Annotated in this window: 22 protein-coding genes and 1 pseudogene; 13 read left to right on the top strand and 10 right to left on the bottom strand. The window is 64.7% G+C overall.

Features of this window, described 5'->3' with window-relative positions; genetic code table 11:
• Nucleotides 1–35 precede the first annotated feature (35 nt).
• Nucleotides 36–662 carry a TetR/AcrR family transcriptional regulator gene (locus ACR42D_RS01830; protein ID WP_484565169.1) on the top strand — a complete coding sequence of 209 codons (627 nt, stop codon included), beginning with the start codon at nt 36–38 and terminating at the stop codon, nt 660–662.
• Between the two features lie 2 nt (nt 663–664).
• Nucleotides 665–988, top strand: coding sequence for a hypothetical protein (locus tag ACR42D_RS01825; protein WP_484565168.1), 324 nt, complete (start codon nt 665–667; stop codon nt 986–988).
• Between the two features lie 93 nt (nt 989–1,081).
• On the opposite strand, the gene acs is transcribed toward ACR42D_RS01825, so the two are convergent.
• Nucleotides 1,082–3,067 (bottom strand): acetate--CoA ligase, encoded by a 1,986-nt coding sequence (gene acs, locus ACR42D_RS01820; RefSeq protein ID WP_484565167.1) that lies wholly within the window; start codon nt 3,065–3,067, stop codon nt 1,082–1,084.
• Nucleotides 3,068–3,499: 432 nt separating this feature from the next.
• Here acs and ACR42D_RS01815 point away from each other — a divergent pair, with 432 nt between their 5' ends.
• The 4 genes and pseudogenes from ACR42D_RS01815 (at nt 3,500) to ACR42D_RS01800 (ending at nt 6,410) form a co-directional block, all read left to right on the top strand.
• Nucleotides 3,500–4,723: an RHS repeat domain-containing protein gene (locus ACR42D_RS01815; RefSeq protein WP_484565166.1), complete on the top strand. Its 1,224-nt coding sequence runs from the start codon at nt 3,500–3,502 to the stop codon at nt 4,721–4,723.
• Nucleotides 4,724–4,769: 46 nt separating this feature from the next.
• Nucleotides 4,770–5,156, top strand: coding sequence for a hypothetical protein (locus ACR42D_RS01810; RefSeq protein WP_484565165.1), 387 nt, complete (start codon nt 4,770–4,772; stop codon nt 5,154–5,156).
• Nucleotides 5,120–5,368: pseudogene (locus tag ACR42D_RS01805) on the top strand (RHS repeat-associated core domain-containing protein); the annotation flags it as partial. The gene ACR42D_RS01810 and the pseudogene ACR42D_RS01805, both read left to right, overlap by 37 nt.
• 250 nt (nt 5,369–5,618) lie before the next feature.
• Complete coding sequence (locus ACR42D_RS01800; protein ID WP_484565164.1) at nt 5,619–6,410, top strand: hypothetical protein; 792 nt, start codon at nt 5,619–5,621, stop codon at nt 6,408–6,410.
• Between the two features lie 407 nt (nt 6,411–6,817).
• On the opposite strand, the gene ACR42D_RS01795 is transcribed toward ACR42D_RS01800, so the two are convergent.
• On the bottom strand, nt 6,818–8,191 hold the full coding sequence (locus tag ACR42D_RS01795) for a protein kinase domain-containing protein (RefSeq protein ID WP_484565163.1): 1,374 nt from the start codon (nt 8,189–8,191) through the stop codon (nt 6,818–6,820).
• A gap of 400 nt (nt 8,192–8,591) precedes the next feature.
• Here ACR42D_RS01795 and ACR42D_RS01790 point away from each other — a divergent pair, with 400 nt between their 5' ends.
• Nucleotides 8,592–9,344, top strand: a complete 753-nt coding sequence (locus ACR42D_RS01790) for an SPOR domain-containing protein (RefSeq protein WP_484565162.1) — start codon at nt 8,592–8,594, stop codon at nt 9,342–9,344.
• 64 nt (nt 9,345–9,408) lie between these two features.
• Here the strand turns inward: ACR42D_RS01790 and ACR42D_RS01785 are convergent, their stop codons facing one another.
• The 3 genes from ACR42D_RS01785 to ACR42D_RS01775 form a co-directional block, all read right to left on the bottom strand.
• Nucleotides 9,409–9,693, bottom strand: a complete 285-nt coding sequence (locus ACR42D_RS01785; RefSeq protein ID WP_319582363.1) for an integration host factor subunit alpha — start codon at nt 9,691–9,693, stop codon at nt 9,409–9,411.
• A 30-nt stretch (nt 9,694–9,723) separates the two neighbouring features.
• Nucleotides 9,724–10,149, bottom strand: coding sequence for an HIT family protein (locus ACR42D_RS01780; protein ID WP_484565161.1), 426 nt, complete (start codon nt 10,147–10,149; stop codon nt 9,724–9,726).
• A 327-nt stretch (nt 10,150–10,476) separates the two neighbouring features.
• Nucleotides 10,477–11,094, bottom strand: coding sequence for an acetyltransferase (locus ACR42D_RS01775; protein WP_484565160.1), 618 nt, complete (start codon nt 11,092–11,094; stop codon nt 10,477–10,479).
• Nucleotides 11,095–11,330: 236 nt separating this feature from the next.
• On the opposite strand from ACR42D_RS01775, the gene ACR42D_RS01770 reads away from it, so the two are divergent.
• The 3 genes from ACR42D_RS01770 to ACR42D_RS01760 are packed head-to-tail and all read left to right on the top strand — an operon-like array spanning nt 11,331 to nt 13,740.
• Nucleotides 11,331–12,257, top strand: coding sequence for an ACP S-malonyltransferase (locus ACR42D_RS01770; RefSeq protein ID WP_484565159.1), 927 nt, complete (start codon nt 11,331–11,333; stop codon nt 12,255–12,257).
• A 4-nt stretch (nt 12,258–12,261) separates the two neighbouring features.
• A complete protein-coding gene (gene aroE, locus ACR42D_RS01765; protein WP_484565158.1) occupies nt 12,262–13,071 on the top strand; it encodes a shikimate dehydrogenase in 810 nt (269 codons plus the stop codon).
• A gap of 24 nt (nt 13,072–13,095) precedes the next feature.
• The gene (locus tag ACR42D_RS01760; RefSeq protein ID WP_484565157.1) at nt 13,096–13,740 is read left to right on the top strand and encodes a peptidylprolyl isomerase; all 645 of its coding nucleotides are present in this window, start codon (nt 13,096–13,098) and stop codon (nt 13,738–13,740) included.
• Between the two features lie 10 nt (nt 13,741–13,750).
• Here the strand turns inward: ACR42D_RS01760 and ACR42D_RS01755 are convergent, their stop codons facing one another.
• Together ACR42D_RS01755 and ACR42D_RS01750 are read right to left on the bottom strand one after the other, a co-directional pair.
• Nucleotides 13,751–14,620 (bottom strand): HDOD domain-containing protein, encoded by an 870-nt coding sequence (locus ACR42D_RS01755; protein ID WP_484565156.1) that lies wholly within the window; start codon nt 14,618–14,620, stop codon nt 13,751–13,753.
• Complete coding sequence (locus ACR42D_RS01750; protein WP_484565155.1) at nt 14,617–15,096, bottom strand: chemotaxis protein CheD; 480 nt, start codon at nt 15,094–15,096, stop codon at nt 14,617–14,619. The genes ACR42D_RS01755 and ACR42D_RS01750 overlap by 4 nt, the downstream gene beginning before the upstream one ends.
• 87 nt (nt 15,097–15,183) lie before the next feature.
• On the opposite strand from ACR42D_RS01750, the gene ACR42D_RS01745 reads away from it, so the two are divergent.
• Both ACR42D_RS01745 and ACR42D_RS01740 read left to right on the top strand, forming a co-directional pair.
• Nucleotides 15,184–15,921 carry a metallophosphoesterase family protein gene (locus tag ACR42D_RS01745; RefSeq protein ID WP_484565154.1) on the top strand — a complete coding sequence of 246 codons (738 nt, stop codon included), beginning with the start codon at nt 15,184–15,186 and terminating at the stop codon, nt 15,919–15,921.
• A gap of 154 nt (nt 15,922–16,075) precedes the next feature.
• Nucleotides 16,076–17,854 (top strand): N-acetylmuramoyl-L-alanine amidase, encoded by a 1,779-nt coding sequence (locus ACR42D_RS01740; RefSeq protein ID WP_484565153.1) that lies wholly within the window; start codon nt 16,076–16,078, stop codon nt 17,852–17,854.
• A 263-nt stretch (nt 17,855–18,117) separates the two neighbouring features.
• Here ACR42D_RS01740 and ACR42D_RS01735 read toward each other — a convergent pair whose 3' ends face one another.
• The 3 genes from ACR42D_RS01735 to ACR42D_RS01725 form a co-directional block, all read right to left on the bottom strand.
• Complete coding sequence (locus tag ACR42D_RS01735) at nt 18,118–18,888, bottom strand: tetratricopeptide repeat protein (protein WP_484565152.1); 771 nt, start codon at nt 18,886–18,888, stop codon at nt 18,118–18,120.
• A 116-nt stretch (nt 18,889–19,004) separates the two neighbouring features.
• Nucleotides 19,005–20,237, bottom strand: a complete 1,233-nt coding sequence (locus ACR42D_RS01730) for an MFS transporter (protein ID WP_484565151.1) — start codon at nt 20,235–20,237, stop codon at nt 19,005–19,007.
• Between the two features lie 366 nt (nt 20,238–20,603).
• Complete coding sequence (locus ACR42D_RS01725; protein ID WP_484568431.1) at nt 20,604–23,468, bottom strand: DEAD/DEAH box helicase; 2,865 nt, start codon at nt 23,466–23,468, stop codon at nt 20,604–20,606.
• A gap of 148 nt (nt 23,469–23,616) precedes the next feature.
• On the opposite strand from ACR42D_RS01725, the gene ACR42D_RS01720 reads away from it, so the two are divergent.
• On the top strand, nt 23,617–24,216 hold the full coding sequence (locus ACR42D_RS01720) for an HD-GYP domain-containing protein (RefSeq protein ID WP_484565150.1): 600 nt from the start codon (nt 23,617–23,619) through the stop codon (nt 24,214–24,216).
• Nucleotides 24,217–24,453: the final 237 nt, after the last annotated feature.

The following is a 24,453-nucleotide window of genomic DNA, read 5'->3' as shown; positions in this document are numbered from 1 at the left end:
ACAACATTCATTTTTAAACGGAAGGAGCAAGACCCATGGCGCAGGTTCTCAAGGAGAGCGTCCGGCGGCGCATCACGGACGCCGCCGAAGCGCGATTTGCCGCACAGGGGTTCGACAGCGCGACCATAGAAGCGATCGCCGGCGACGCGGGCGTGGCCGCAGGCACGGTGTACAAGTATTTTCCCAACAAGCAGGCGTTGTTCTACTCGATCGTCACGGAGGAATTCGTGGCCGAACTGTCGCGTCTGACCAGGGAACGGATCGCCGGCTTCGCCAGGCCCGAGGGCATGGCCGTGGACCAGGACACGACCACAGGACCTGCCGGGAAACTGCTCGGCTTCCTGGCCCGCAATCGGCTCAAGGCCGTCATCCTGCTGGGCTGGGGACAATGGACCAAATACGCGGACTTCGTTCCGAACTATATCCGGGACATGGAGACCCAGGCCCAGGCCCAGATGAGCGAGCAATTCCCGCAGCTCGACCAGACCCGGACGTTCCGCTTTTTGTTCCGGCGCATCCTGAAGGAGTCTGTCCGGGGAATGGTCGCCATCCTCGCAGAATTCGAGGACGAAGCCGACATCGGCCAGGCGTTCGCAGCGGCCATGCGCTGCCGGATGGCGGGCATCAACGCCCTGGTCGCCTGGGCATTGGAGGGCAAGTAGCCATGCACGCGTTCGATATCCTGGCCGAGGCCAAGATGCGCCAGTGGGAAAAGGAGAAGAAGGAAGGCGTGGCCAAACCGTCCGCGAAAAGGGCCGCCCTATCCGTGGAGTCCGGCGACTCCCTGGAAAAGCAGCTTTTCGCCGACATAAAACGGCTCATCCTGCGGTCCCGCCAGGAGCCCCCGCAGGCCGGTCGGGAGACGCTGAAGGAGGCGGAACGGGTGCAGGTCCAGCTGTCGGCCCGGCTTGAAAAAGCCGGGGCCTACCACCTCAGCCACTACGTGGCCGACCGCATCCGGGCCCTGCGGGAGGGCCAGGACGAATAGGTCGCCCTTCTCCAAACAATAAGAGGTCCCCGCAGAGCGGGGGCCTCTTCATTACCGAGAGTGGTGCAGCTGCGCCGCTTTCGGAAGCCGACGCTACCCGAGCAAATCCTTGTTGCCTTCGACCAGATCGGTCACGACGCCCGGATCGGCCAGGGTCGAGGTGTCGCCGAAGTCGCTGGAGCCCTCGACGATCTTGCGCAGCACCCGGCGCATGATCTTGCCCGAGCGGGTCTTGGGCAGCCCGTCCGCGAACTGGATGAACTCGGGGGTGGCGATGGGGCCGATCTCCTTGCGCACCCAGACCTTGAGATCCTTGACCATGTCGTCGTCGGGCTCCACGCCCGAGCGCAGGGTCACGTAGGCGTAGATGGTCTCGCCCTTGATGTCGTGGGGCATACCGACCACGGCGGCCTCGGACACGTCCGGGTGGGCCACCAGGGCGGACTCGATCTCGGCCGTGCCCATGCGGTGGCCGGACACGTTGATGACGTCGTCCAGACGGCCCATGATCCAGAAGTAGCCGTCGTCGTCCACACGCGCGCCGTCGCCCGCCTCGTAGGCCCCGGGGAACCCGGCGAAATAGGTGGACTTGTAGCGATCCGAATCGCCCCAGACGTTGCGCAGCATGCCGGGCCACGGCTTGTCGATGATCAGGTGCCCGCCCTCGTTGGGCTCGGCGCGGGTGCCGTCGCGGCGCACGATCTGGGCCGAGATGCCGGGCAAGGGCAGGGTCGCGGAGCCGGGCTTGAGCGGGGTGGCGTAAGGCATGGCCGAGATCATGATGCCGCCGGTCTCGGTCTGCCACCAGGTGTCCACGATGGGCAGTTTCCCGTTGCCCACGTGGTCGTGATACCACAGCCACGCCTCGGGATTGATGGGCTCGCCCACCGAGCCGAGCAGACGCAGGGAGGTGGTGTCGTAGGTCTTGGTCCACTGCTCGCCCTCGCGCATGAGCGCGCGGATGACAGTGGGCGCGGTGTAGAAGATGTTGACCTTGAACTTGTCCACGATCTGCCAGAAGCGGTCCGGCCTGGGGTAGCTCGGCACGCCCTCGAACATGACCGAGGTGGCCCCGAGCGCCAGCGGGCCGTAGACAATGTAGGTGTGGCCGGTGATCCAGCCAACGTCGGCCGTGCACCAGTACACGTCGTCGTCCTTGACGTCGAAGACAATCTGGGTGGAGTGGGCCGCGTAGGTCAGGTAGCCGCCCGTGGTGTGCAGCACGCCCTTGGGCTTGCCCGTGGACCCGGAGGTGTACAGGATGAACAGCGGATCCTCGGCCTCCATTTCCTCATAGCCGCAGTCCGAGGTGATGTCTTCGGCCGTGATCTCGTCGTGCCACCAGGAGTCGCGGCCCTCGACCATGTTGATCTCGTTGCCGCCGCGCTTGACCACGATGCACTGCTCCACCGACGGGCAGTCCTTGAGGGCCTCGTCCGCGTTGGGCTTGAGCGGGATGGTCTTGCCCGCGCGCAGGACCGCGTCGGCCGTGACCAGGACCTTGGCTTCGGCGTCCTCGATGCGCGACTGCAGGGCGATGGACGAGAACCCCGCGAACACGATGGAATGCGGCGCGCCCAGCCGGGTGCAGGCCAGCATGGCGATGGCCAGTTCCGGGATCATGGGCATGTACAGGGAGACCCGGTCGCCGCGCTTGACGCCCTTCTTCTTCAGGACGTTGGCGAACCGGCAGACCTCGGTGTGGAGCATCTGGTAGGTGTAGACGCGCACGTCTTCCTCGGGCTCGCCCTGCCAGATGAGCGCGGCCTTGTTCCGGCGGTTGCCGGTCAGGTGGCGGTCCAGGCAGTTGTAGGCCACGTTGGTCCGGCCGCCTGAAAACCACTTGAACTCCGGCTTGTCGTAGTCCGCTTCCAGCACGGAATCGAAATCGGAAAACCAGTCGATCAGCCCCTTGGCCCGCTCGCTCCAGTACCCTTCCGGGTCATTGAGGGCCCGCTCGTGGTCCGCCCGGTAGGCGTCCATACTCGGAATCCATGCCTGCTCGGCCATGGAAACGTCGGGCTGAAATATCTGTCCATCCTTTTGCATGCTTTCGATTTTCTTCTCTTCTTCGGTCATCGAGATGCTCCTGAGCTGATCGTTTGTTCGCCTCGCCCGCTTGGCACGGGCCGCAACCCACTGGGATGTCAACCATGGCGGAGACCGCCGTCGACACGTTATCATCTATATAAAGCAAAAGCCAACCGCCCTTCTTTTTAGGTGAACGGTCACAAACCACCCGGTGAACGGTTTGGGAGGGGGGCGTGGTACAGGGGGCGGCTTGGGATAGCGGGCCATCTGCACATTTTTCGAGGGCCCGCCTGCTCCTCACATACAGGGAGTACGCTGCGGTCAGGCGGACCCTCGAAAAATGCACAGCTGACCCACTCTCCCAAGCCTATCCATAGCGCGGTGAGAGAGCCGCTGTCGGGTCGCTGCGCTACCCGAATCGCTCCAGAGGAGAGAGGTATTTGCGGGTCCGCACGGCCTTGCCGCAGGCACACAAAAAGTTTGGAAGGGGGGTACAGGGGGCGCAAGTCCACCTGGACCTATGCGTATGACTCCGGCGGGCGGCCGGCCGAGGCCAAGCTGGACGGACGGCTGATCTGCCAGTGCTGGTACGACCGTGAAGGCCGCCGGATACGGGATTATCTGCCCGCCACGGCCGGGGCCAACTACCGCGACTATCAATACACCCAAGACAACCGGCTGATGCGCGCGGGGAGCGGACAATACTCGCATGACGAGCGCGGTTTCCGGTCCATCTGGTCGGACAAGGGCGTGTACACTTTGTACGAGTACAGCCCGGACTATCGGCTGCTCAAGGCCGAAGAGGAGGACCGCGACAAGGCCTTCACCTTTGCCCACGACGAGGACGGGCAGCGCGTGGCCAAGTACAGGAACGGCGAACTCGTAGAGGCCTACCAGTGGCTCGACTTCGTGCGCCTGGCCGCGTTTTATGACGGGCGGTATCAGTACGAATTCGCCTACCGCGACGGCGAGCGCACGCCCTTTGCCATGCGCCGCGACGACGGTGAGGTGGCCGGGCTCTTCTACGATCAGGTCGGCTCCCTGCGCGTGGTTGCCGATATGGACGACAACGTGATAAAGGAAGTGCTGTACGACCCGTTCGGCGGCATCATCGAGGACACCAACGTTAGCCTGCGCCTGCCCCTCGGCTTCGCGGGCGGCCTGCACGACCGGGACCTGGGCTTCGTCCGCTTCGGCTGGCGGGATTACGACGTCAGGACCGGCAGGTGGACCGCGCCAGACCCCATCGGGGACAAGGGCGGGGACCCGGATTGGTATGGGTATCGTTTTGATGCCCCGGTGAACGGGGTTGATCCGCTGGGGTTGGAAGGCTCGTCGCCAGTACCTGGGGTTGCGTTCGATAAGAATGGGATTCCAACCGGAGAAATAGGCCTGGAACCTCCGGATTTCCTGTTGGATCCCGTGATGGACTGGGTTCCGGCGTTTCCCATCGGCAAAGCTTCGGTCAGGGCCGGGCGGGCAACTAAGAAAGCTTACGAACTCGGCAAGGAACTCCGCTTTGGGAAAAACGTCCGTATTGCCCCATTCGGAAACAGGACCAAGCACGAAATCGGACGGTATCCGCATTATCATCGGCGCGGAATGGACCCGAAAACCGGTCAGACGAAACCGGGACAAGGCATAGGCAGGCATCGCCCCTGGGAAAAAAGCGAACACGACAGCGGGAATAAAGATAGGTTTTAAGAATGGCGGGGCGCCGTATGAAGCGCCCCGCCAAGGAGACTTAACCATGAGTGAACAGCCCCATTTCCCTATATTCGTTTTTGGTGACAATGATGCCGTCGTTTTTCTCAACCAGAAGGACGTTGGTGTATTTCTGGAGCGTGAAGACGTCGCCGATGGCACATATTACGGATTCGACTATGACGGCTGTGCGCTTGCCTTCGAGGTCCGGGAAGACGGGATTGTCCACTGCTCCCTGGCTTCACATCAAGGACAGCATGATCAACTCATGCTTCGCTTACGGGAGCATCTGGCCTACCATGAAGAGTACCAACAAGACGACAATGATGCTGTCACCAAGGCCTTGGCGGTCGGGGTATTTGTTGAGCGACATATCGAGTACCCGACGTTTCTTGGCTGGCTGAAATCCCTGATTCAGAGGAAGTCGCAATAGGCGCAACACCTTGGGAAACGCCTCCGACCGTTCACACCTTCATCGGCTTCGCGGGCGGCCTGCACGACCGGGACCTGGGCTTCGTCCGCTTCGGCTGGCGCGACTACGACGTCAGGACAGGCAGGTGGACCGCGCCTGATCCGATTGGGGAGAAGGGTGGCGCCCCGGACTGGTATGGGTACTGTCTGGACGACCCGGTCGATGGGAATGACCCTATGGGTCTCGCACCGTGGCTGTCAGATGTGATTGAGGAGAATTTTGGATGGGAAACGGTCTGGATATGGAGAGCGAAAGAGAATGCCTGTGAAAAATGCCAAGCACTTGATGGTGCCATTATCCCGGAGGGTACAGATATTGACTCCATGCACCCTCATCCCAACTGCAAATGTGAAGCGAAAAAGGCCCGAGAAGGAGTTGAGTTTGGTGACTGGATAACAACGTGGGAAGGCCCTACACTCGAATATGATTACGTGGTTTTCAGTTCAAATCTCACTGGGGCGGCTCTTTCCGTTCGGTGGTCCAGAAAATATGCTGTTCTTGAGGAAAGAACGAAAAAGAAAATTCGAATATGTGACGGAGAGCGAACAGTCCTGGAAGATCAAAAGGAGCAACGCAAACGCTATGCGTATGAAATCAGGTGGAACAACGGTATTTGTTGGGCCGGGGGAGGTGATCCATCGGGATGTGAATACTACCTCATCAAGAACCCTTGGACGAATAAGACAGAGCGCTGCACTCCGCCTCCTGGGCCGTAGCCTGCTGTTGTTTTGCCTGGTGAATCTTACTTTTGCCGCCAATGCCTTTGGTGCGGAACCAACATTGATCCCTGCTGATTTCATGGGACCGGCTCCCGGAACGGTTTATCATTACTCTTTTCAGTTCACACCAGCCACAATGACCCTTACGGGGGTACGCAAAGACGCCAAGGGGGGCTGCTTGATAAAGGAAGAAATGATAACAACCATACCCGATATCGGAGTGAGAAAAGATGTTCGCGAATACATCCAATACACCGAAGGCTCGCGGGTCATGGAAGCACCCCTTTCCAGGGGAGGGAGCATCCCTCCGCTAATAAGTCTTGATACCGAGCGCAAACAGTGGGGAAACCCTGTCACACGGATGGATACGGGCAAACGGATTGTAACGGATTCACCATTGTATCAATTGGTAAATGTGAATTATTTGGAGAGACAAGAACAGTACTCACTGTCGGAGGGGAATACTGCATGCCGCGCAAGTATGCCTCTGGAATAGGCTTGATTCAAGAAGCGGATATGCACTTGACCCGTATAGAGTACACCGCGAATACTCCTCGGACAGGTGAAAAGGAAGGTATTGAACAGTAGGACCCTAGCGGCTCCACACATATAAAACCGCCGATCGAAAATTCGGCGGTTTTTTCTTTTGCCTCTCCCCTTCTCCATGCGCCGCGACGACGGGGCCTGCCGGTACGCCTCCAACCTGGGCCAACTCTCAAGAGACGGCTTGCACCTCGACGCAATAAAACGAACATCGACATACCCAACCGTTCTCCCCCGCCCCTGCCGAAGGCACCCAAGAAGTTTAGGAAAGGATGGGGATGGGGGGTCTGGGGGAAGGGGAAGGAAAAGCCCTTTTCAAAGGGTTTTCCTTCCCCTTCCACCAGCCGCCGGAGGCACCCCCTACCCGGCCACGGCGCGGGCGAAGAAGCGGCAGGTCAGGTCCTGCCACCAGACGAAACCGAGTTCGGCGTCCACGTACCAGGCGGCGGTAAAGGCCTTGCAATCGGAGGACCAGAGGCGGGCCTTTTGCGGGTCGAAAATGGGTTCCTGGCAGAACTCGCCGGGCTCGGTGCGACCGGTGAAGAGCGTGGCCAGCTCGGCCACGGTGGGCAACCGCCAGTCGGTGCGGCCGCCGTAGCCGTTTTTGTTCAGGCGGGCGACGTGCGCGTTGGCCCGCTCCCAGGTCAGCGGATAGCGGGAGCCGTACCGCTCCCAGACCAGCCCCCGGGTCCGTTCGAGGACCGTGCCGTCACCCTGGTCCGCGAACTCGCCGTGGGCGTAGCACTCGGGCCGCCACAACGCGTCCAGGCCAAAGGCCGCGCGCCCTTGCTTCAGCCCGGCCTTGAGCGGCTTGGACCGGGGGCGCGGGCAGGTTTTCATGGGTTCGGGCTCGGCCAGGAGGTCCGGGGCCGCGCAGACGGCGTCGCGCTGCCTGAGCCAGCGGGCTTCGAGCTCATCCAAGGCCGCGAGCATGGCCGGACCGTCCTGGAACCGGGCCGCCGGGTCGCGGGCCAGGGCCGTGGCGAAGAAATCGTCCCAGGTCCGGTCCAGGTCGGCGTGGACCTCGCGGATGGAGGACGCGCCTTTGCTGTTCGGCAAGCACCCGGTAAGCATGCGGTAGAGGGTCACGCCCACGGAATAGAGGTCCGACCGGGCGTCGGCCGATTCCGGGTCCGCCTCCTGCTCGGGCGCGGCGTAGTACGGGGAGCCCACGACCATGCCCTTGTGGTGGGCGGTGCGTTCACCGCGCAGCTTGGACAGGCCGAAGTCGATGAGCTTGACCGTCCCCGGTCCGCCCTGGTCCTCGGCGAGCATGACGTTGAACGGCTTGACGTCGCGGTGGATGACGCCCTCGTAGTGCAGCCGGTCCAGGCCGCTTACCATGCCGCGCACGATGGACAGGGAGGTCTCCACCCCGAGGGGCCGGGATTCGCGCTCCACCTCGTAGGTCTCGCCCATGAGCACCCCGAGGTTGCCGCAGAAATACTCCATGGTGAAGTGCGGGGGCACGGCGGCGCCGTCCGCGCAGTCGGCCCCGCCGCCCACGTCGAGCACGGCGGCCACGTTGGGATGGCTGATGGACGCCATGGCCGAGGCCTCTTTGTGGAACATCTCGCGAAGGGCGTCCCGGCCGACCAGGGCCTCCATGATCTCAGCCGGTTTGAGGACCTTCAGCGCCACGATGCGGCCGGTCACGGGCATGGCCGCCTTGTACACCGCGCCCATGCCGCCCCGGCCGAGCAGGCCGCGTATCTCGTATCGTCCGATTCGCATGGGGTGCAGGGTAGCCCATGGCGGCGGCCCGCGTCCATCCCGCGTTTGACGCCGGGCGGGCCGTCCGTCATAGAGTGGGCAGGAGAGTGGCGACGCCCCCCTGCCCTGAAGGGGCGGGAACCGGAGTCCCCGCCCCTGACCGGGATGGGTTCCGGGGCCGATCCCCGGAGTTCCCGGACAGCCTACACCCTGTTTTCGGCAAAACGCGGTTTCGGGATCAAATGACAGGGAAAAGCGGCCGATAAGCATAAAAAATCAACTTGACGGGGTCGACCGCGCACCATCCGGCCCAGGCGGGAGAACCCGGCCTTCCACCGGCTTGCCAAGCCCTCCCTTGACGTATACTTTAGACATACTCTAGACATATACGCCACAGAGACAGAACAGGGGGGAGTTACCCATGAAGAAAATCATATTGGCCCTGGCGGTGCTGACCACGGCCGTCCTTGTCCTCGGCGGCTGTTTCCGCAAACACATCGAATCCGCGCCGCCGGTGAAGCAACCGGCCAGGACGGTCACGGCCTCGGAGCCGCCCGTCATCGAGGAGACCTACGTGGTGGGCGAGGAAAAGCCTCTGGACGAGCCTATCGACGAGGTCTACGAGGTGGACGCGGCCAAGCAGGCCGGGACCAAGGCCCCTGCCGTGGGCGAGGCCGACCTGGCCGAGGAGCCCCTGCCCGACGCGGACCAGCTCAAGCGCGAGGCCGAGGCCGCCGCTGCCCAGGGCGCGCCGCCTACCGTGGAACCGGTAGCGAAACCGGCTGCAGAACCGGCCGTGAAGGAGGCCGCGAGCACAGTGACCCAGCCGGCTCCGGTGCGCGCGCCGGCCAATCCCGAGGACGAGGTCGTCGGCATCAGCGACGTGGCCGGAGCGGACGCCTCCACTCGGGCCGCCGAACCGGCAACGGCACCGGTCGTGGCTGCGGGCGGACCGTATTATGTCCAGGTGGGCGCGTTCTCGGACGAACAGAACGCGAACAGAGCCCTCGCTCGTCTCATTGCGGACGGCTACAAGGGCTCTGTGATGGTCAAGACCGACGAGGGGCTGTTCCGCGTGCAGGCGGGTGCGTTCCCGGACGAGGCAACGGCCGGGGCCGCCCTGAACAAACTCAAGGCGGACTACCCCAAGGGGTTTGTGCTGAAGAAGCCGTAAGTCCGGCGGTTGACCGAACTTCAGGGCCGGGTGTCGTCACTCGGCCCTTTTTCGCGTCCTCGGCCTAGGGATTCAGTTCGGCGCGGAACTTGCGGGACAACCGGAACACGACCACCTTGCGCGGGGGCAGGGTGATGGTCTGGGTCGTCTGCGGGTTGCGGCCCTTGCGGGCGCGCTTGTCGTACGCCTCGAACTTGCCGAAACCGGAGATCAGCAGGGCATGGTCCTTCTTGATGGACTTCTTCATGACCTCGAGGATGGTCTCCACCAGGTCCTTGATCTCGGCGCGGTTCTTGTCGGTGCGTTCGTAGATGTAGTCCACGATTCCGGCTTTGGTGAGAGTGCTCATCGATTGCCTCCAAAAAGGGTTTTCAATAACTTACTTCAGCAATCCCGCGATAGTGGCCGCGAGTTTCTGCATGTCGTCCGGGGTCTCGTAGGACGATTGGGCCCACAGTTTCAGGCCGTCGTCCGCAAACCTCGGTATGAGATGAAAATGCGCGTGATGAACCAGTTGTCCGGCAGCCTTGTAGTTGTTCTGCATGAGGTTGAGCCCGTCGGCGCCTGTGGCCTCCATGACCGCGCCGCCCACGGCGGACAGGGCCTTGAAGAGGTCCTCGCCGAGCGCCGGGGGGATGTCCATGAGCGTCGGATGATGGTCCTTGGGCAGCACCAGGGCATGACCCGGATGCACGGGCGCGATGTCCAGAAAGGCCAGGACCGTGTCCGATTCGAAGATCTTGGCGCAGGGAATCTCCCCGGCCACGATCTTGCAAAAGATACACTCGGAATCCGCAATCGGCATTCGTCTTTTTCCTCCGTCAGAACCGAATTCCAAGCGTTTCAAGCGCATGGAATCCACGGCCTTGCGATGACAGTTTTTGACCGTTACTCGCATTCATACTAGGGATATCCAGTTAAATCAAGTCAGTTCGTCCACTTTCCCGAAAAACCCCGCCCGGCAAGGGCTGCGGCGAAGTCTAGATATTGTCTGAAAAATCGGACAGTTGACAGAAGCCAGGCAATTGAAATTGTTGTTCAACTCAATTGTGAAACAATTCCAGTCTGTTGTGCGGTCTATTGAGAAAAGCCCCGACATTGCGGGCCAATAAGGCGAACCCGGGGGAAACAATCAGGTTTTCGGGCGCGCCGGGACGCCCACCACGGTCAGGCCCGGGACCACGTCGCCCAGGACCACCGCGCCCGCTCCGGCCACGGCCCGCTCGCCCATGGCCACGCCGGGCAGGACGGCGGCGCCCAGCCCGACCAGCACGCCCGCGCCGATGCGCACCCCGCCCGCCAGCTTGGCTCCGGGCGCCACATGGGCGTGGTCGTCGATCAGGCAGTCGTGATCCGCGATGCTGCCCGTGTTCAGGATGACGTTGTCGCCGATCTCGGTTCCGGTGTTGACGATGGCCCCGGGGCAGACCATGCAGCCCCGGCCCAGAACCACGTCCGGGGCGATGACGGCCGAGGGATGGATTGCGTTGACCAGGTTCTCGCCCAAGGCCGCGAAATGCATGAAGAGGCGTTCGCGGATTCCGTTGTCACCCACGGCCACCACCAGGCCGTCGTGGGGGATGGCCTCGACCGCCTCGTCCGGGCCGAGCACGGGGAGCCCGAGCGGACCGGGCGTGCCCGGGGCGGTGTCCGAGGTGACGAAGCCCAACGGCTCTATGCCGTCCATGGCCCGCAGGATATCCGCCACCACGCGGGCGTGGCCCCCGCCGCCGATGATCAGTATCTTCATGAAAGCCCCCTTGAGGCCGCCCGCCCAGGCGAAAGGCCAGGGATTCCGGTGCGGTGGTCATGAATGGTCATGCCATGAGTCCTACCCGCTTTGCTTTTTCAGTGTCAACCGAAGGACCGCCCGCCCCTGCACACCCTTGACGCGCCGTTGCGCGGCGCGGTATCCCGGTGCCACCGAAATCAGACACCATCGCGCGGCCGGGAACGTCCGCCCGCGTATCCCCTAAGGAGTTATTCATGACCAAGACCGGCATTCTCTTCCCCGGACAAGGATCCCAGGAAAAGGGCATGGGCCGCGACGTGGCCGAGGCGGATTCCGCCGCCCTGGACCTCTGGAAGCTGGCCGAGCGCGAGTCCGGCCTGGCCCTGCGCGAAATCTACTGGGACGGGGAACCGGCCGACATGGCCGACACCCGCGCCCTGCAGCCCGCCCTGACCGTGGTCAACCTGACCCTGTGGCTGGCCGTCAAGGACAAACTCGTACCTTCGGCCACGGCCGGGCATTCGCTGGGCGAATTCACCTCCCTGGGCGCGGCCGGAATCCTCGACGTGGAGGACTGCATCCGGGCCGTGACCCTGCGCGGACGGCTCATGGCCGACTGCGGCGGCGCGGGCCACGGCATGGCTGCCGTGGTCAAGCTGGCCCAGGACCAGGTCGAGGAGATCGTGGCCAAATCCGTGGAGCGGTCCGGCAAGGAGCTGCGCATCGCCAACTACAACACCCCGGCCCAGTTCGTCATCTCGGGCGAGGCCGAGGCGCTGGACGCGGCCGAGGCGCTGGTCAAGGATGCCAAGGGCCGGGCCATCCGCCTGGCCGTGTCCGGGGCGTTCCACTCCCCGCTCATTCAGGAGGCCGCCGACGAGTTCGCCGCCTTCCTCGACACGCTCAGCTGGAAGGCCCCCGCCTTCCCGGTCTTCCACAACGCCACCGCCCTGCCCGAGCCGGACGCGGCGTCCATCAAGTCCGTCATGCAGCGCCAGATGACCTCTTCGGTCCTGTGGATCCAGACCATGCGGGCCATGTGGGGCGCCGGGGTGCGCGAATTCATCGAGGTCGGCCCCAAGGGCGTGCTCTTCAAGATGCTCAAAGCCAACCTCGGCTCCGAAGAGGAGAAGTGGTCCGGGCTGAACATCGGCAATCTCGAACAGGCCGGGGAGCTCTAACTCCGTGCCCCGCGCCTACGGCATCATCGGCTGGCCGCTGGGCCACACCATGTCCCCGGCCCTGCACAACTGGGGATTCGCCGAGCTCGGCCTGGACGCCCGCTACACGGCCTGGCCGCTGGAGCCCGACGACCTGCCCGCGTTCATGGAGCGCGTACGCACCGAACCGGTCCACGGGCTGTCCGTGACCATCCCGCACAAGCGGGCGGTCATGGCCCACCTGGACCGCATATCCGACCGGGCGCTGGCCATCGGCGCGGTGAACACCGTCTACTGGGACGGCGACGCCCTGTGCGGCGAGAACACCGACGTCATCGGCGTGGTCGCACCCCTGCGTTCGCTCGCCCCCCTGCCGCGCTCGGCCATGGTGCTCGGCGCGGGCGGCGCGGCCCGCGCGGCCGTGGCCGGGTTCCTGGAGCTGGGCATCGAGCGCGTGGCCGTGTCCAACCGCACGCAGGCCAAGGGCGACTCGCTGGCCGCCGACTTCGGCGTGGAGTGCGTCCCCTGGAGTGAACGCATGGACACCGATTGGGAGCTGATCTGCAACACCACGCCGCTGGGCATGTCCGGCGACATGGAGGGGCTGACCCCCTGGGACGCGGACCGCTTCGCGCCGGGCGCGGTGGCCTATGATATCGTGTACAACCCGCTTGAGACCCGCTTCCTGGCCGAGGCCGGGGCCGCCGGGTGCCGCACCGTCTCGGGGCTCGAGATGTTCCTGCACCAGGGGCTGGCCCAGTTCCGGCTGTGGACCGGGCGAGACATGGACGAGGCCGGAGCGCGGCAACTGCTCCTCGCGGCCCTCCGGTCATAAGAACATAAAGAAAGGACGATTCCCATGAAATGCTTCCGTCTCCGGTTCGCGCCGCTGCTGCTGGCCTGTTCCCTGATCCTTGCCCTCTGCGCCCGTCCGGCCCTGGCCGGGCCCAACCCCGTGGTCGTCATGGAGACCTCCATGGGCCGGATCATGGTCATGCTCTCGCCCAAGGACGCGCCCAAGACCGTGGCCAACTTCCTCAAGTACGTGAACGCCGGATTCTACGACAACACCGTCTTCCACCGGGTGGTCAAAAAAGGCCGGGGCGACGAAGGCATGGCCATTGTTCAGGGCGGGGGCTACACCTTCCCGATCAACCGCAAGCGCCCGCTGTTTCCGCCCGTGCCCAACGAGTCGGCAACCGGTCTGGTGAACGCCAAGGGAACCATCGCCATGGCCCGGACCGACAACCCGGACTCGGCCACCTGCGAATTCTTCTTCAACGTCAAGGACAACCCGGTCTTCGACTACCGCCAAACCTCTTCGGCCACCGGCGCGGGCTCCTATTCGCAGAAGACCACCGCCGGGTACTGCGCCTTCGGCAAGGTCATCCGGGGCATGGACGTGGTCGAGAAGATCAGCGAGGTCCAGACCGCCCGGGCGGGCCGCATGGAAGACGTGCCGGTCAATCCAGTGTTCATCAAGAAGGCCTACTTGGCCCGGTAGGAAGACGTTTCTACAGGCTGCAGAAGTCGTCGGAGCATTCGAGGAACAGGTCCCACAGGGACTGCAGCTCGACCACCACTTCGGCCGAGGCCCTGTCCAGGACGGCGGACGTGATGCCCAGCCGCTCGACCACCCGGGGCGAGACCTCGTAGTTGAGGCCGTCCGCGCCGAGCCCCACGCCGATCATCTTGGCCAGCACGTTGCCCACGTGGACCAGGTCCAGGACCACGTCGCGGCCCTCGTACTCGTCCGGGCGCAGATGGTGGCAGACCACCCTGGTCAGGGCGTCGGGCAGCCCCCAGCGCTCGAGCACGATGCCGCCCAGCTCCGCGTGGTTGATGCCGAGCATGCGCTCCTCGGCCCGGTCGAAGGCCATGCCCTCGTCAAAGACCATATGCAGAATCTGGCGCAGGTCCACCTGGACGTACGCCCCGAGCAGGAGCTTGCCGATGCCGGACAGCAGCCCGGCGGTGTAGACGTAGTCGGGCGCGTCGATCTTCAGCGCGGCGGCCAGCTCGCGGGAGGCGATGGCCACGGTGGTGGAGTGCTGCAGGAACTGGCTCGGGGCCTGATCGTAGCCCGCGATGACGTGGACGTAATAGGGAGCCACGCCCGTGGAGATGAAGAAGCGCAGGACCTCGGGCGATTTGAGCACGTCCAGGGCGTCGCCCGCGGTCAACAGCGGGCGGTCCGAGGCCAGATCCGAGGCGTTGACCACCTTGAGCAGGTTGGCGGTCAGGCCGGGGTCGTGCTCGATAATCCGCGACAGCCGGGCAAGGTCGGTTTCCGGGCCGTCCAGCAGGGACCCGGCCTTGCGCACGCAGGTCGGCATGGCCACGACTTTTTCACAGGCCAGCAGGATTTCATCTCGTCGGCTCATAAGTCACTCTCTTTCCCCAGTGACCTTACTACCACACGACCGGTGTCCAGGTACAGGAAGAGTGTCCGAGGAATCGTGCCGCCCACGTCCCGAGCCGACAGCAGCCTGCCGTTGCGCTCCAACAACCGCATGAGCGCCTCGAAATTGCGCAGCCCGGTGTCGAATATGCGGTCCTTGCGCATGTTCGCCCCGCCCGCGGCCTTGAAGACCAACCGGCTCTTGTCGGCCCCCTGGTCCACCAGGCGGCGCACGGTCATGGCCACCCCGGTGTTCACGAACATGAACGGATTGGCCCGCGCCTTTTCCCTGGCCGCGGCGGCCGAGGGCAGCAGACAGTGGACCATGCCGCCGATCTGCGCCTTGGGGTCGTAGACCGTGACGCCGAGACAGGAGCCCAGGGAATAGGTGACGATGACGTCTCCCGGATTGGTGGACAGCTTCATGTCCGATATGCCGACGACAAGCGTGTTGTTCATTTCCGGTCCTCATATATCGGCAAGGCCGTAGAGTAAAGCTCATCCGACACCCTTGCATTCTGCCCCTGTTTTGCGGATAGTGCGACCATGCGGAATCAAGAACCCCTGGCCGTCCTGGCCGACATCCACGGCAACGCGGCCGCGCTTGCGGCCGTGCTGGCCCATGCCAAGGCGCGCGGCCTGGCCCGCTTCGTCAATCTCGGCGACACCTTCTACGGCCCCCTGGAGCCGGCCAAGACCTGGTCCTTGCTCAAGGCCAATCCCATGCCGACCGTGCTCGGCAACCAGGACCGCATCCTCCTCGACGACGCTCCCCCGCCCGCCGTGGAAGCGGTGCGCGGCCTGCTCGGTCCCGAGCCCCTGGCCTGGCTGGCCGGGCTGCCCAAGGTCCTGCGCATGGAGCCGGACATCCTGCTCTGCCACGGCACGCCCGAGGACGACGCCGCCTACCTGCTGGAGGACGTGACCACAGGCCTGCCCGCCCCGCGCGAGCCGGAGGCGATACTGGCCGATCTGCTGCCCGGGGCCCAAGGGTGCTCCCTGGTCCTGACCGGGCACAGCCACCACAGGGGGCTGGCCCGGGTCGACGGCATGACCGTGGTCAACCCGGGCAGCGTGGGGCTGCCCGCCTACGATGACGACGACCCGCCCCACGTCATGGCCAGCGGTTCGCCCCGGGCCGCCTACGCCGTGGTCTCGCGCACGGCCTCGGGCTGGGATGCGGAGTTCGTGGAGGTGGACTACGACTGGAAGTCCACGGCCCGGCTGGCCCGCGAAAACGGGCGCGAGGACTGGGCGCGTTGGCTGTCCACCGGCCTGGCCTGACGAGGGAGGCGCGGCCTTCTATGAACCTTTCCCCTTTTTTTCTGGACTTTTTTTAGAATCTTCTGGAAAATACGGGCTTAATGAACCTGCCGGACATGCGCCTGCGGGAAGGCGATGCCGGGCAGGCCTGACCCGAGCCCCGGTCCGAAATGCCATGAAGCAGCTTTACGCCGCGAACATACGTCTGATTTCCGCTCTGGCGCTGTGCGCCCTTGCGGCTCTTTTCCTGTGCTCTTCCCCGGCCCATGCCGCCTCGGCCAAATCCTACTTCACCGTGGGGCACTCCGAATTCCACGCCCTGGCCAAGGATTCGCGCAAGGCCAAATACCGCTCCAACTGGCAGAAGGTGGAGAAGACCTTTACCCGCTGCCTCAAGACCGCGCCCAACGGACCTTACGCGCCCAAGGCCCTGTACTACATCGGCCGGGTCTACGAGGAGTTGGGAACCCGCTCCGGACTCAAGTCCGATTTCCGCCGGGCCGTGGACTACTACGGCCGGGTCCTGGCCCGGTATCCGCGCCACGGATGGGCCGACGACTGCCTGTACCGCCGGGCGGACATCTACGCCAGACGGCTCCATGAGACCGCCAACGCCCGCCAGGACCTGGCGGCCATCATCGTCGACTACCCGCGCTCGGACATGCGGGCCAAGGCCGAGGTCGCACTGAAGCGGCTGGGCAAATACGACGCCTCCATCAGGGCCGCCTCGGGAGGCAGCGCCCCGGCCGAGGAGAAGCCCGCCCCGGTCCGCCAGCAGGCCGTGACCGCCAAGCTCAAGGATCCTACGGGGATGGCCCACCTGGACGTGGTCCGGTTCACCTCCAGCGACGAATACACCCGCGTGGTCCTGGAGCTCGACGCCCAGGTCAAGTACCGCTACCAGGTGCTCGGGCCCAACCCCAAGGTGAACCGCCCACACCGACTGTACATCGACCTGCAGGAATCCCGGCTGGGCCACGACGTGACCGCGGCCACCACCGTGTCCGACGGCATACTGCGGTCCATCCGCACCGGCCAGTACTCCAAGGACACCACCCGCGTGGTCCTCGATTTCCTGAACATGCAGGATTACAAGGTATTCCCCCTGCAGAATCCCTACCGCATCGTCATCGACGTGTACGGACCGGAGGGCAAGACGCCCGACCGGACCGCGGCCAAAGCCGAACCCGAGCACAAGACCACGGCCAACTCGGACTACCGCCCGCCCAAGGGCAGCAAGCAGATGGCCGGGAACCTCCTGGAGCAGCTCGGCCTGACCGTGCGCACGATCATGATCGACGCCGGGCACGGCGGCAAGGACCCCGGGGCCATGGCCCACGGCCTGCGCGAGAAGGACATCAACCTGAAGTTCGCCAAGCTGGTCGGCGGCAAGCTCCGCAACAAGGGGTTCAACGTCATCTACACGCGTAGCACGGACGTGTTCATCCCGCTGGAAAAGCGCACGGCCATGGCCAACGCGCAGAAGGCGGACCTGTTCCTGTCCATCCACTGCAACGCCAACCGCAGCAGCAAGGTCAACGGGCTGGAGACCTACAGCCTGAACCTGGCCAAGACCGACGCGGCCGTACGCATCGCGGCCCGCGAAAACGCCGTGGACCCGCGCGCCATCTCGGACCTGCAGTTCATCCTGACCGACCTGATGGTCAACTCCAAGATCAAGGAGTCCCGCGACCTGGCCGGGGACGTGCAGTCCAGCACCATCAAGCGCGTGCGCAAGGCCTACCCCCTGAACAACAAGGGCACCCGCGAGGCCCCGTTCTACGTGCTCATGGGCGCGAAGATGCCCTCGGTCCTGGTGGAGATCGGCTACATCACCAACAGCACCGAGTCCAAGCGGCTGCGCTCCGACAAGTACCTCAACCACCTGGCCGACGGCATCGTCGACGGCATTCTCACCTACAAGAGCCAGATCGAACGATACGCGATGAATTAGGGGCGGCTGCGATAGCCGACCATCTGCGGGTTTTCGGGAGGCGACTTCAGCAGGTCGCTTGCAGTCAGGCTTATCGGTTGACTTCCGGCAAACAGTTCATTCGGAGAGCAGAGCCCTTTTCTCTTCAACATGCCAAGCTACCGCTTTCCACTTAGGCTTGGGAGAGTGGGTCAGCTGTGCATTTTTTCCTGGTGGGCTTTCACCGCAGCGTAGCCGTCTACGTAAGGATGAAAGCCCACCAGGAAAAATGTGCAGATGGCCCGCTACCGCAAGCCGGTTTTGGCTTCAAGCCAGACATTGGCGCGGTGGGCGGCTTCGTTCATTTCCTCTTTGGTCATGTGCTCGACGATCTGGTTGAGGCGTTGTTCGGCCTGGGCGTTCCCCTTGGTCCCGGCGATGGCGAACCACTTGCACGCCTCGACCAGGTCCGGGGGCTGGTTGATGCCCCGGATGAGCATCTCGCCCAGGGCCACCTGGGCCTGGGTGAAGCCCTGGTCCGCCGAGAGTTCGAGCCAACGGCGTCCCTCGGGGACGTCCTGGGAGACCAAGCTGCCGGTCAGGTACAGGGTGGCCAGGTTGAAACGGCTCTGGGCGTCGCCGTTCTCGGCGGCCCTGCGGGTCCAGTGCAGGAACTCGGCCGCGTCGCGCTTGACCCCGTCGCCCTGGCCGTAGGCGTAGGCCATGTAAGCCTGGGCCTGGGGCTGATCCTTCTCGGCGGCGGCACGGAGCAGGTCCAAGCCCTTGGCCGGGTCCCGTTCCACGCCCAGCCCGGCGAGGTAGAACCGCCCGAGGATGTTCAGGGCGTCCGCATTGTCCTGGTCGGCGGCCCGCTGCAGCCAGCGCACAGCCTCGGCCGGGTCGTGGCTGCCGAAGTCGCCCTCGAAATACTTGCGCGCCAAAACAAGCTGGGCCTCGGCGTCGCCGGACCGGGCCGCGGCCTTCAGTTCGTGGGCGACCTCGGGCAGGGCCGAATAGTGGACGCCCGCCAGAAGCAGGTAGGCAAAGAAAAGAAACTGGAACATCCGTTTAAACATGCGCACCACCTCGGTGTTTCGACACAGTACCGTCATACCCGGTCTAATACGGCAAGGCGCGCCCTGTCAAAAACAGTGTAGCAAATACACCCTGACGCCCAAGACGAAGCCCCCCCCTACTCCGGCTGCTTCAACTGCGCGGTGAGCGCCAGGGCGCAGCCTGTGAGCGCGGCGCAGAGCCAGAAGGCGGCGGTGAAGTCGCCCGAAAGATCGGCGAGGTATCCGGCGATCACCGGGCCGACGATCTGGCCCGCGCCGAAGAACAGGGTGATCAGCCCGAAGGCCCTGACCGCCCTGTCCGGCCCCATGTAGTCGCCCACGGCGGCGGACATGATGGTCGGGATGCTCCAGGCCACGATGCCGAAAAGGCCGACCGAAGCGTAGAGAAAGAACGGCGAGCCGCTCAACGCCGCGAAGGCGTAAGCCAGGGTGAACAAAGTGAAGACCACGATCATGCCGAACCGGCGGCCCAGACGGTCGGACAGACCGCCGAACAGCGGCCCGGACAGGACGGACAAACCGCCGACCACGGCCCAGAACCGCCCGGCCGCGTCTTCGCCGTAGTGGTGCACGTCCACCAGGGCGGTGACGATGAAGGTCGCGTAGATGACCGACGAGGCCCCGAAGAGCAGGTAGATGATCCCCAGGTGCGCGATGATCCCGCGCCGCGAGCCGGGCGGACCGGCCGGAGACTGGCGTGCCCGGCGCGGCGCGGTGTCGGCCTTGGCCCGTCCCAGGGGCGCGATACCCTTGTCGCGGGGATGGTTGCGCAACAGCCAGCCCGCCAGCGCGGCCACGGCCAGAGCGACGAGCCCGAGGACCAGCCAGCCGGTGCGCCAGCCCTGCCCGCCCGAACCGAGGTTGACCCAGGGAATGAACAAACCCGCGAAGATGATGGCCACGCCGTTGCCCGCGACCATGAACCCGGCCGCCCGGCCGCGCGTGTCGCGCAGGAACCAATGGGAGATGAGCCCCATGAGCGGCACGTTGGCCAACCCGGACCCGATGCCGGTGGCGAAGTAGAGCAACAGCACGGATTCGAACCCGGCCGCGCGGCTGATGAGCACCATGGACACCCCGACCAGGGCCAGCCCGGCCGCAATGGTCCGGCGCGCACCATGGGACTGGGTCACGGTCCCGGCCAGCACCACCGCGAGCATGTACCCGATGAAATTGCCGGTGCCGATCCACCCCATGCGCCCGTAGTCCAGGCCCAGGGACGCGCCCATGGACGGCAGGAGCATGCCCAGGGAGAACCGCCCCAACCCCAGGCAGGCGAAGACCACGGCCGAGCCCACGATGCAGATGGTCCAGCCGTAATGCCGCGAAGAGATGGCCTGGTCGCGCATGCGCCTCCAAGGGAATCAGGAAAGGCCGTCCGGCGTCTCGGACGGCCGAAAAAACACGAACAACATGCGGAACAATACCGCCGCCGCACGGATTCCGGACCATATTACACTTGTTTTTCGGTGTAAATTCCAACGAACGATATCCGATCGCAGGCACCGCGCTTCAAGTCTATGCCTCTTTTCTTCCTTCCGAAGCGACTTCGGGGCGAAACGCCCCGAACAGCGGCTCTCCGCGCTCTGATTAGGCTCGGTAGAGTGGGTCAGATGTGCATTTTTCGAGGGACCGCCTGACCGCAGCGTACCCCAGTACGTGAGGATCAGGCGGGCCCTCGGAAAATGCGCAGATGGCCCGCTATCCCGAGCGGCCTACCAATCAACGGGCAGCTTAACTTTCTGGGACGCCTTGTTGGTGAAGAATATGTGGCCGTGCTCGCGGCCGAAGAGATACACGTCCCGGGTCACGGCCACGTCCTGGCGGCAGTACTCGGTGATCAGGTCGAGCCGCCCTTCCTTCCACCACTTGAGCGCCATCAGGCCGTCGGCGGACTTGCCCGCGCCGAGGGTGGCCGAGGCGATGTTGTCGAGCTTGATCCGGTAGCCCAGCCGGTTGTTGACCTCGACCAGGAGATCGAGATTGGGCAGGGAGCGGAACCCGAAGGGGTGCAGGCCGCCGAGCACCGCGTAGTCGAATTTGACGTGGTTGAAGCCGATGACCAGGTCGAACTTCCGCAGGTGGTCCACCAAGGCGTCCATGTCGTCCTGCTCATAGTCGAACATGGCCTCCTCGCCCGAGTCCCACAGGCAGGCGATGGACACGCCCATGCGGTCGGCGCGGTTCCAGCCGCCCACCTCGTCGGCCGAGTAGCGGGTCTCGATGTCCAGGACGCCGTATCGCTTGGGCGCGGGCCGCTTCATGTCGATGCCGGGGAGCGTGTTCACGTCGATCTCCTTGGGGGTGATGGATTGGGGGTCGCCGGAGCGGATGGTCTCCAGCACGAACAGGGCGGCCCGCTTGTCGATGGGCCGGTTGCCCGACCCGCACTTGGGCGAATGCACGCAGGACGGGCAGCCCAGCTCGCACGGGCAGTCCCGGATGGTCGAAAGCGTGGTCTCGATAAGCTCGTCGGCCCGCTCGAAGGCCTGGCGGGTCAGCCCCGCGCCGCCGGGCATGCCGTCGTAGATGAACACGGCCGGGCCCTCCACCTGCGGGTGCATGGGCGTAGAGATGCCGCCCAGGTCGTTGCGGTCGGTCATGACCAGCAGCGGGAGCATGCCGATGGCCGCGTGCTCGAAGGCGTGGATGCCGCCCATGAAGTGCAAAAACTCCTCCTCGCAGCGGCGGCGGATGTCGTGGCCGATCTCGAACCAGATGGCCTCGGTCTCGAAGACCTGGGGCGGCAGGTCGAGCGGTACGATGCCGAGCAGCTTGCCGCCGCGCACGGAACGCTTCTCGTAGCCGGTGATCTGGTCCGTGACCTTGACCCGTCCGAAATAGACGCGCGTGCCGAAGCTGGCCTTCTGGCCGAGCACTTCGAGGATCTCGGTGTCCTTGCTGCCGCGCGGCTTGGTGTAATAGCCCACGCGCTGGGCCACGGCGTGCACCGCGTTGGTCGCCAGGTCCATGTCGCGGATGACGAAGGTCCGCCCCCGGTGCAGGTAGACCGCGCCCGGATGGGTCTCGCGGAACGCCCTATACTGGTCGATGGTCCCGATGACCGGCGCTTTCGCTTCGCTCAGGGAGTTGTCCTCGATGTGCATCTGGCTGCCCGCCCCGCGCAGGTCCACGTCCCGGTGGGGCCGCTTGCGGTGGGTGACGATCTCGGTCGGGTGGCCGGGCAGGTCCGCCTCCACCTCGAAGAGGTGCCCGGCAGCGACCATCTGCTCCACCCGCGCCGCCACCGGCTCCTCGGCCAGGAACGGCTCGCCGCGCCGTAGGGTCAGCTCGGCGGCCGCGCAGACCAGGTGCCGGTCCATGACCACCGGGTTGAACGGGTTGAGCATGGCCGACTCGGGCGGACGGGCGAAGAAGTCGTCCGGGTTGCGCATGAAATACTGGTCCAGGGCGTCCTCCTGGGCGATGAGCGCCACGGCCGAATCCCGCCGACTGCGGCCCACGCGCCCGCCCCGCTGCAGGGTGGCCATGATCGAGCCCGGATAGCCGACCATGATGCAGACGTCCAGGCCGCCGATGTCGATGCCCAGCTCGAGCGCCGAGGTGGAGATGACCGCCAGCAGCTCGCCGTCGGCCATGCGCGCCTCGATCTCGCGCCGCTCCTCGGGCAGGAACCCGGCCCGATAGGCCGAGATGCGGCTCTTGAACTCCCCGCTCTTCTCGGCCGCCCAGATGGAGATCAGCTCGGTCATCTTGCGCGACTGGCAGTAGACGATGGTCCGCAATCCGCGCGCCAGGGCGGCCCGAAGCAGCGAGATGGCCGCCCCGGAAGGGCTGCCGTCCGGGTTGACGAAGACCATGTGCCGCCCGCCGCGCGCGGCCCCGGATTCGAGGATCGGGTGCGCATCGAGCCCGGTGAGCATCCTGCACAGCTCCGCCGGATTGCCGATGGTGGCCGAGCAGAAGACAAAGGTCGGACTGGCCCCGTAGTAGCGGCACAGCCGCATGAGCCTGCGGAAGACCATGGCCATGTGCCCGCCCATGACGCCCCGGTAAGTGTGCACCTCGTCGACCACGATGTGGGTCAGCCCGGACAGGAACTCGGCCCAGCCCGCATGATGCGGGAGCATGGACAGATGGACCATCTCCGGATTGGACAGGATCACGTTGGGCGGCGCGTTGCGGATCTTCTTGCGGAAATGGGGCGAGGTGTCGCCGTCGTAGATGGCCGCCGTGGGCCTGCGGTCCTCGTGGCCTTCCAACGGCAGGAGCGCGGCCAGTTCGTTGAACCCCTTGAGCTGGTCCTGGGCCAATGCCTTGAGCGGAAAGAGATAGAGCGCCTTGGACTCGGGGTCGGCCAGAATCTGCTCCATCACGGGCAGATTGTAGGTCAGGGTCTTGCCGCTGGCCGTGGGCGTGGCCACGACCACGTGCCGTCCGGCGCGGATATAGTCCACGGCCTCGGCCTGGTGGTCGTAGAGTTGATCTATGCCGAGCAGGGAGAGCGCGCTTTGCAGGGCGGCGGGCCACGGCCTGCGCGGCTCGCCGAAACGGGCGTCCGCGCCCTCGACGACGCGATGGTGGGCTATCTGGTGGGCCATACGCTCGGAATCGAGCATGGCCGAGACGTATTCAAGGACAGGGCTTTCCACACGCAAATCCTACTTCGGGCGGACGGGCGAGGCAAGCCGCGAAATATAATTGCACCCGGCCCGCAGGCCGCCACATACTGCCCCAGACAAAATTGTTCAAAACTCGGAGCGAACCATGTCACCCGAAACCTGTTCCGCAGAAATACTGGCCAGTCTGATAGAAATCGCCCGCGCCGCCGAGGCGCGCACCGAATCCACAGCTTTCCACTCCGAAAAGGTCGCCCGCGTGGCCCACGGCATCGCCAAGGCCCTGGACCGGCCCAAGAACGTCCTGGAGCGGCTGCTGATCGTCGGCAGGCTGCACAACATCGGCCTGGTCGGCATCAGCGACGCGGTGCTGAGCAAGACAGGCAAACTCACCCCGCAGGAATTCAAGCACATTCAGGGACACACCCGTCTGGGCGCGGCCCTGCTCGCCCCCATCCCGGCCCTGGCCGACGTGGCCGAGGTCTGCCTGTCCCACCACGAACGGTGGGACGGTTCCGGCTACCCCAACGGCCTGGCAGGAACCGAAATCCCCCGCCTGGCCCGGCTCATCTCCGTGGCCGACTCCTACTGCGCCATGATCTCCGAACGCCCGCACCGGGACTCCCTGCCCCGGCCCGTGGCCGCCGAAATCATCGCCGAGGAAAACGGCAAACAACTCTGCCCCGAATGCGTGGACGGCTTCCTCACCTGGTACGAAAAGACCGACGGCCGTATCGATTTATTTTAAGAATGCCTCCGGCGGCCAGAGGGGAAACTTTTGGAAAAGTCTCCCCTCTGGACTCCCCTTCAAAACTTTTTGTTTGCGCATCCGCGCGTGCGGCGGGTTAAGGGAAGGGAGTGCCCGGAGGCCCTACTCCGTACGGCATAGTCAATCCGGCAGGACACTTTCCCGCGTCCATCCGCACCCCGCGAAGCGGCACCAAAAAGTTTAGAAAGGGAGAGGGGATGGGGGGCCGGGGGAAGG

Source organism: Pseudodesulfovibrio sp. lm2024 (assembly GCF_051175575.1).
Taxonomy (GTDB): Bacteria; Desulfobacterota; Desulfovibrionia; order Desulfovibrionales; family Desulfovibrionaceae; genus Pseudodesulfovibrio; species Pseudodesulfovibrio caledoniensis.
The sequence above is the reverse complement of the archived record's forward strand: the minus strand, read 5'-3'. Positions and strand labels throughout refer to the sequence as shown.

Coding starts and splice junctions, on each gene's coding strand:
- ACR42D_RS01830 (WP_484565169.1), top strand. CDS start 36: ATGGCGCAGGTTCTCAAGGAGAGCGTCCGGCGGCGCATCACGGACGCC.
- ACR42D_RS01825 (WP_484565168.1), top strand. CDS start 665: ATGCACGCGTTCGATATCCTGGCCGAGGCCAAGATGCGCCAGTGGGAA.
- acs (WP_484565167.1), bottom strand. CDS start 3,067: ATGACCGAAGAAGAGAAGAAAATCGAAAGCATGCAAAAGGATGGACAG.
- ACR42D_RS01810 (WP_484565165.1), top strand. CDS start 4,770: ATGAGTGAACAGCCCCATTTCCCTATATTCGTTTTTGGTGACAATGAT.
- ACR42D_RS01800 (WP_484565164.1), top strand. CDS start 5,619: ATGATTACGTGGTTTTCAGTTCAAATCTCACTGGGGCGGCTCTTTCCG.
- ACR42D_RS01795 (WP_484565163.1), bottom strand. CDS start 8,191: ATGCGAATCGGACGATACGAGATACGCGGCCTGCTCGGCCGGGGCGGC.
- ACR42D_RS01790 (WP_484565162.1), top strand. CDS start 8,592: ATGAAGAAAATCATATTGGCCCTGGCGGTGCTGACCACGGCCGTCCTT.
- ACR42D_RS01785 (WP_319582363.1), bottom strand. CDS start 9,693: ATGAGCACTCTCACCAAAGCCGGAATCGTGGACTACATCTACGAACGC.
- ACR42D_RS01780 (WP_484565161.1), bottom strand. CDS start 10,149: ATGCCGATTGCGGATTCCGAGTGTATCTTTTGCAAGATCGTGGCCGGG.
- ACR42D_RS01775 (WP_484565160.1), bottom strand. CDS start 11,094: ATGAAGATACTGATCATCGGCGGCGGGGGCCACGCCCGCGTGGTGGCG.
- ACR42D_RS01770 (WP_484565159.1), top strand. CDS start 11,331: ATGACCAAGACCGGCATTCTCTTCCCCGGACAAGGATCCCAGGAAAAG.
- ACR42D_RS01760 (WP_484565157.1), top strand. CDS start 13,096: ATGAAATGCTTCCGTCTCCGGTTCGCGCCGCTGCTGCTGGCCTGTTCC.
- ACR42D_RS01755 (WP_484565156.1), bottom strand. CDS start 14,620: ATGAGCCGACGAGATGAAATCCTGCTGGCCTGTGAAAAAGTCGTGGCC.
- ACR42D_RS01750 (WP_484565155.1), bottom strand. CDS start 15,096: ATGAACAACACGCTTGTCGTCGGCATATCGGACATGAAGCTGTCCACC.
- ACR42D_RS01745 (WP_484565154.1), top strand. CDS start 15,184: ATGCGGAATCAAGAACCCCTGGCCGTCCTGGCCGACATCCACGGCAAC.
- ACR42D_RS01740 (WP_484565153.1), top strand. CDS start 16,076: ATGAAGCAGCTTTACGCCGCGAACATACGTCTGATTTCCGCTCTGGCG.
- ACR42D_RS01735 (WP_484565152.1), bottom strand. CDS start 18,888: ATGTTTAAACGGATGTTCCAGTTTCTTTTCTTTGCCTACCTGCTTCTG.
- ACR42D_RS01730 (WP_484565151.1), bottom strand. CDS start 20,237: ATGCGCGACCAGGCCATCTCTTCGCGGCATTACGGCTGGACCATCTGC.
- ACR42D_RS01725 (WP_484568431.1), bottom strand. CDS start 23,468: ATGCTCGATTCCGAGCGTATGGCCCACCAGATAGCCCACCATCGCGTC.
- ACR42D_RS01720 (WP_484565150.1), top strand. CDS start 23,617: ATGTCACCCGAAACCTGTTCCGCAGAAATACTGGCCAGTCTGATAGAA.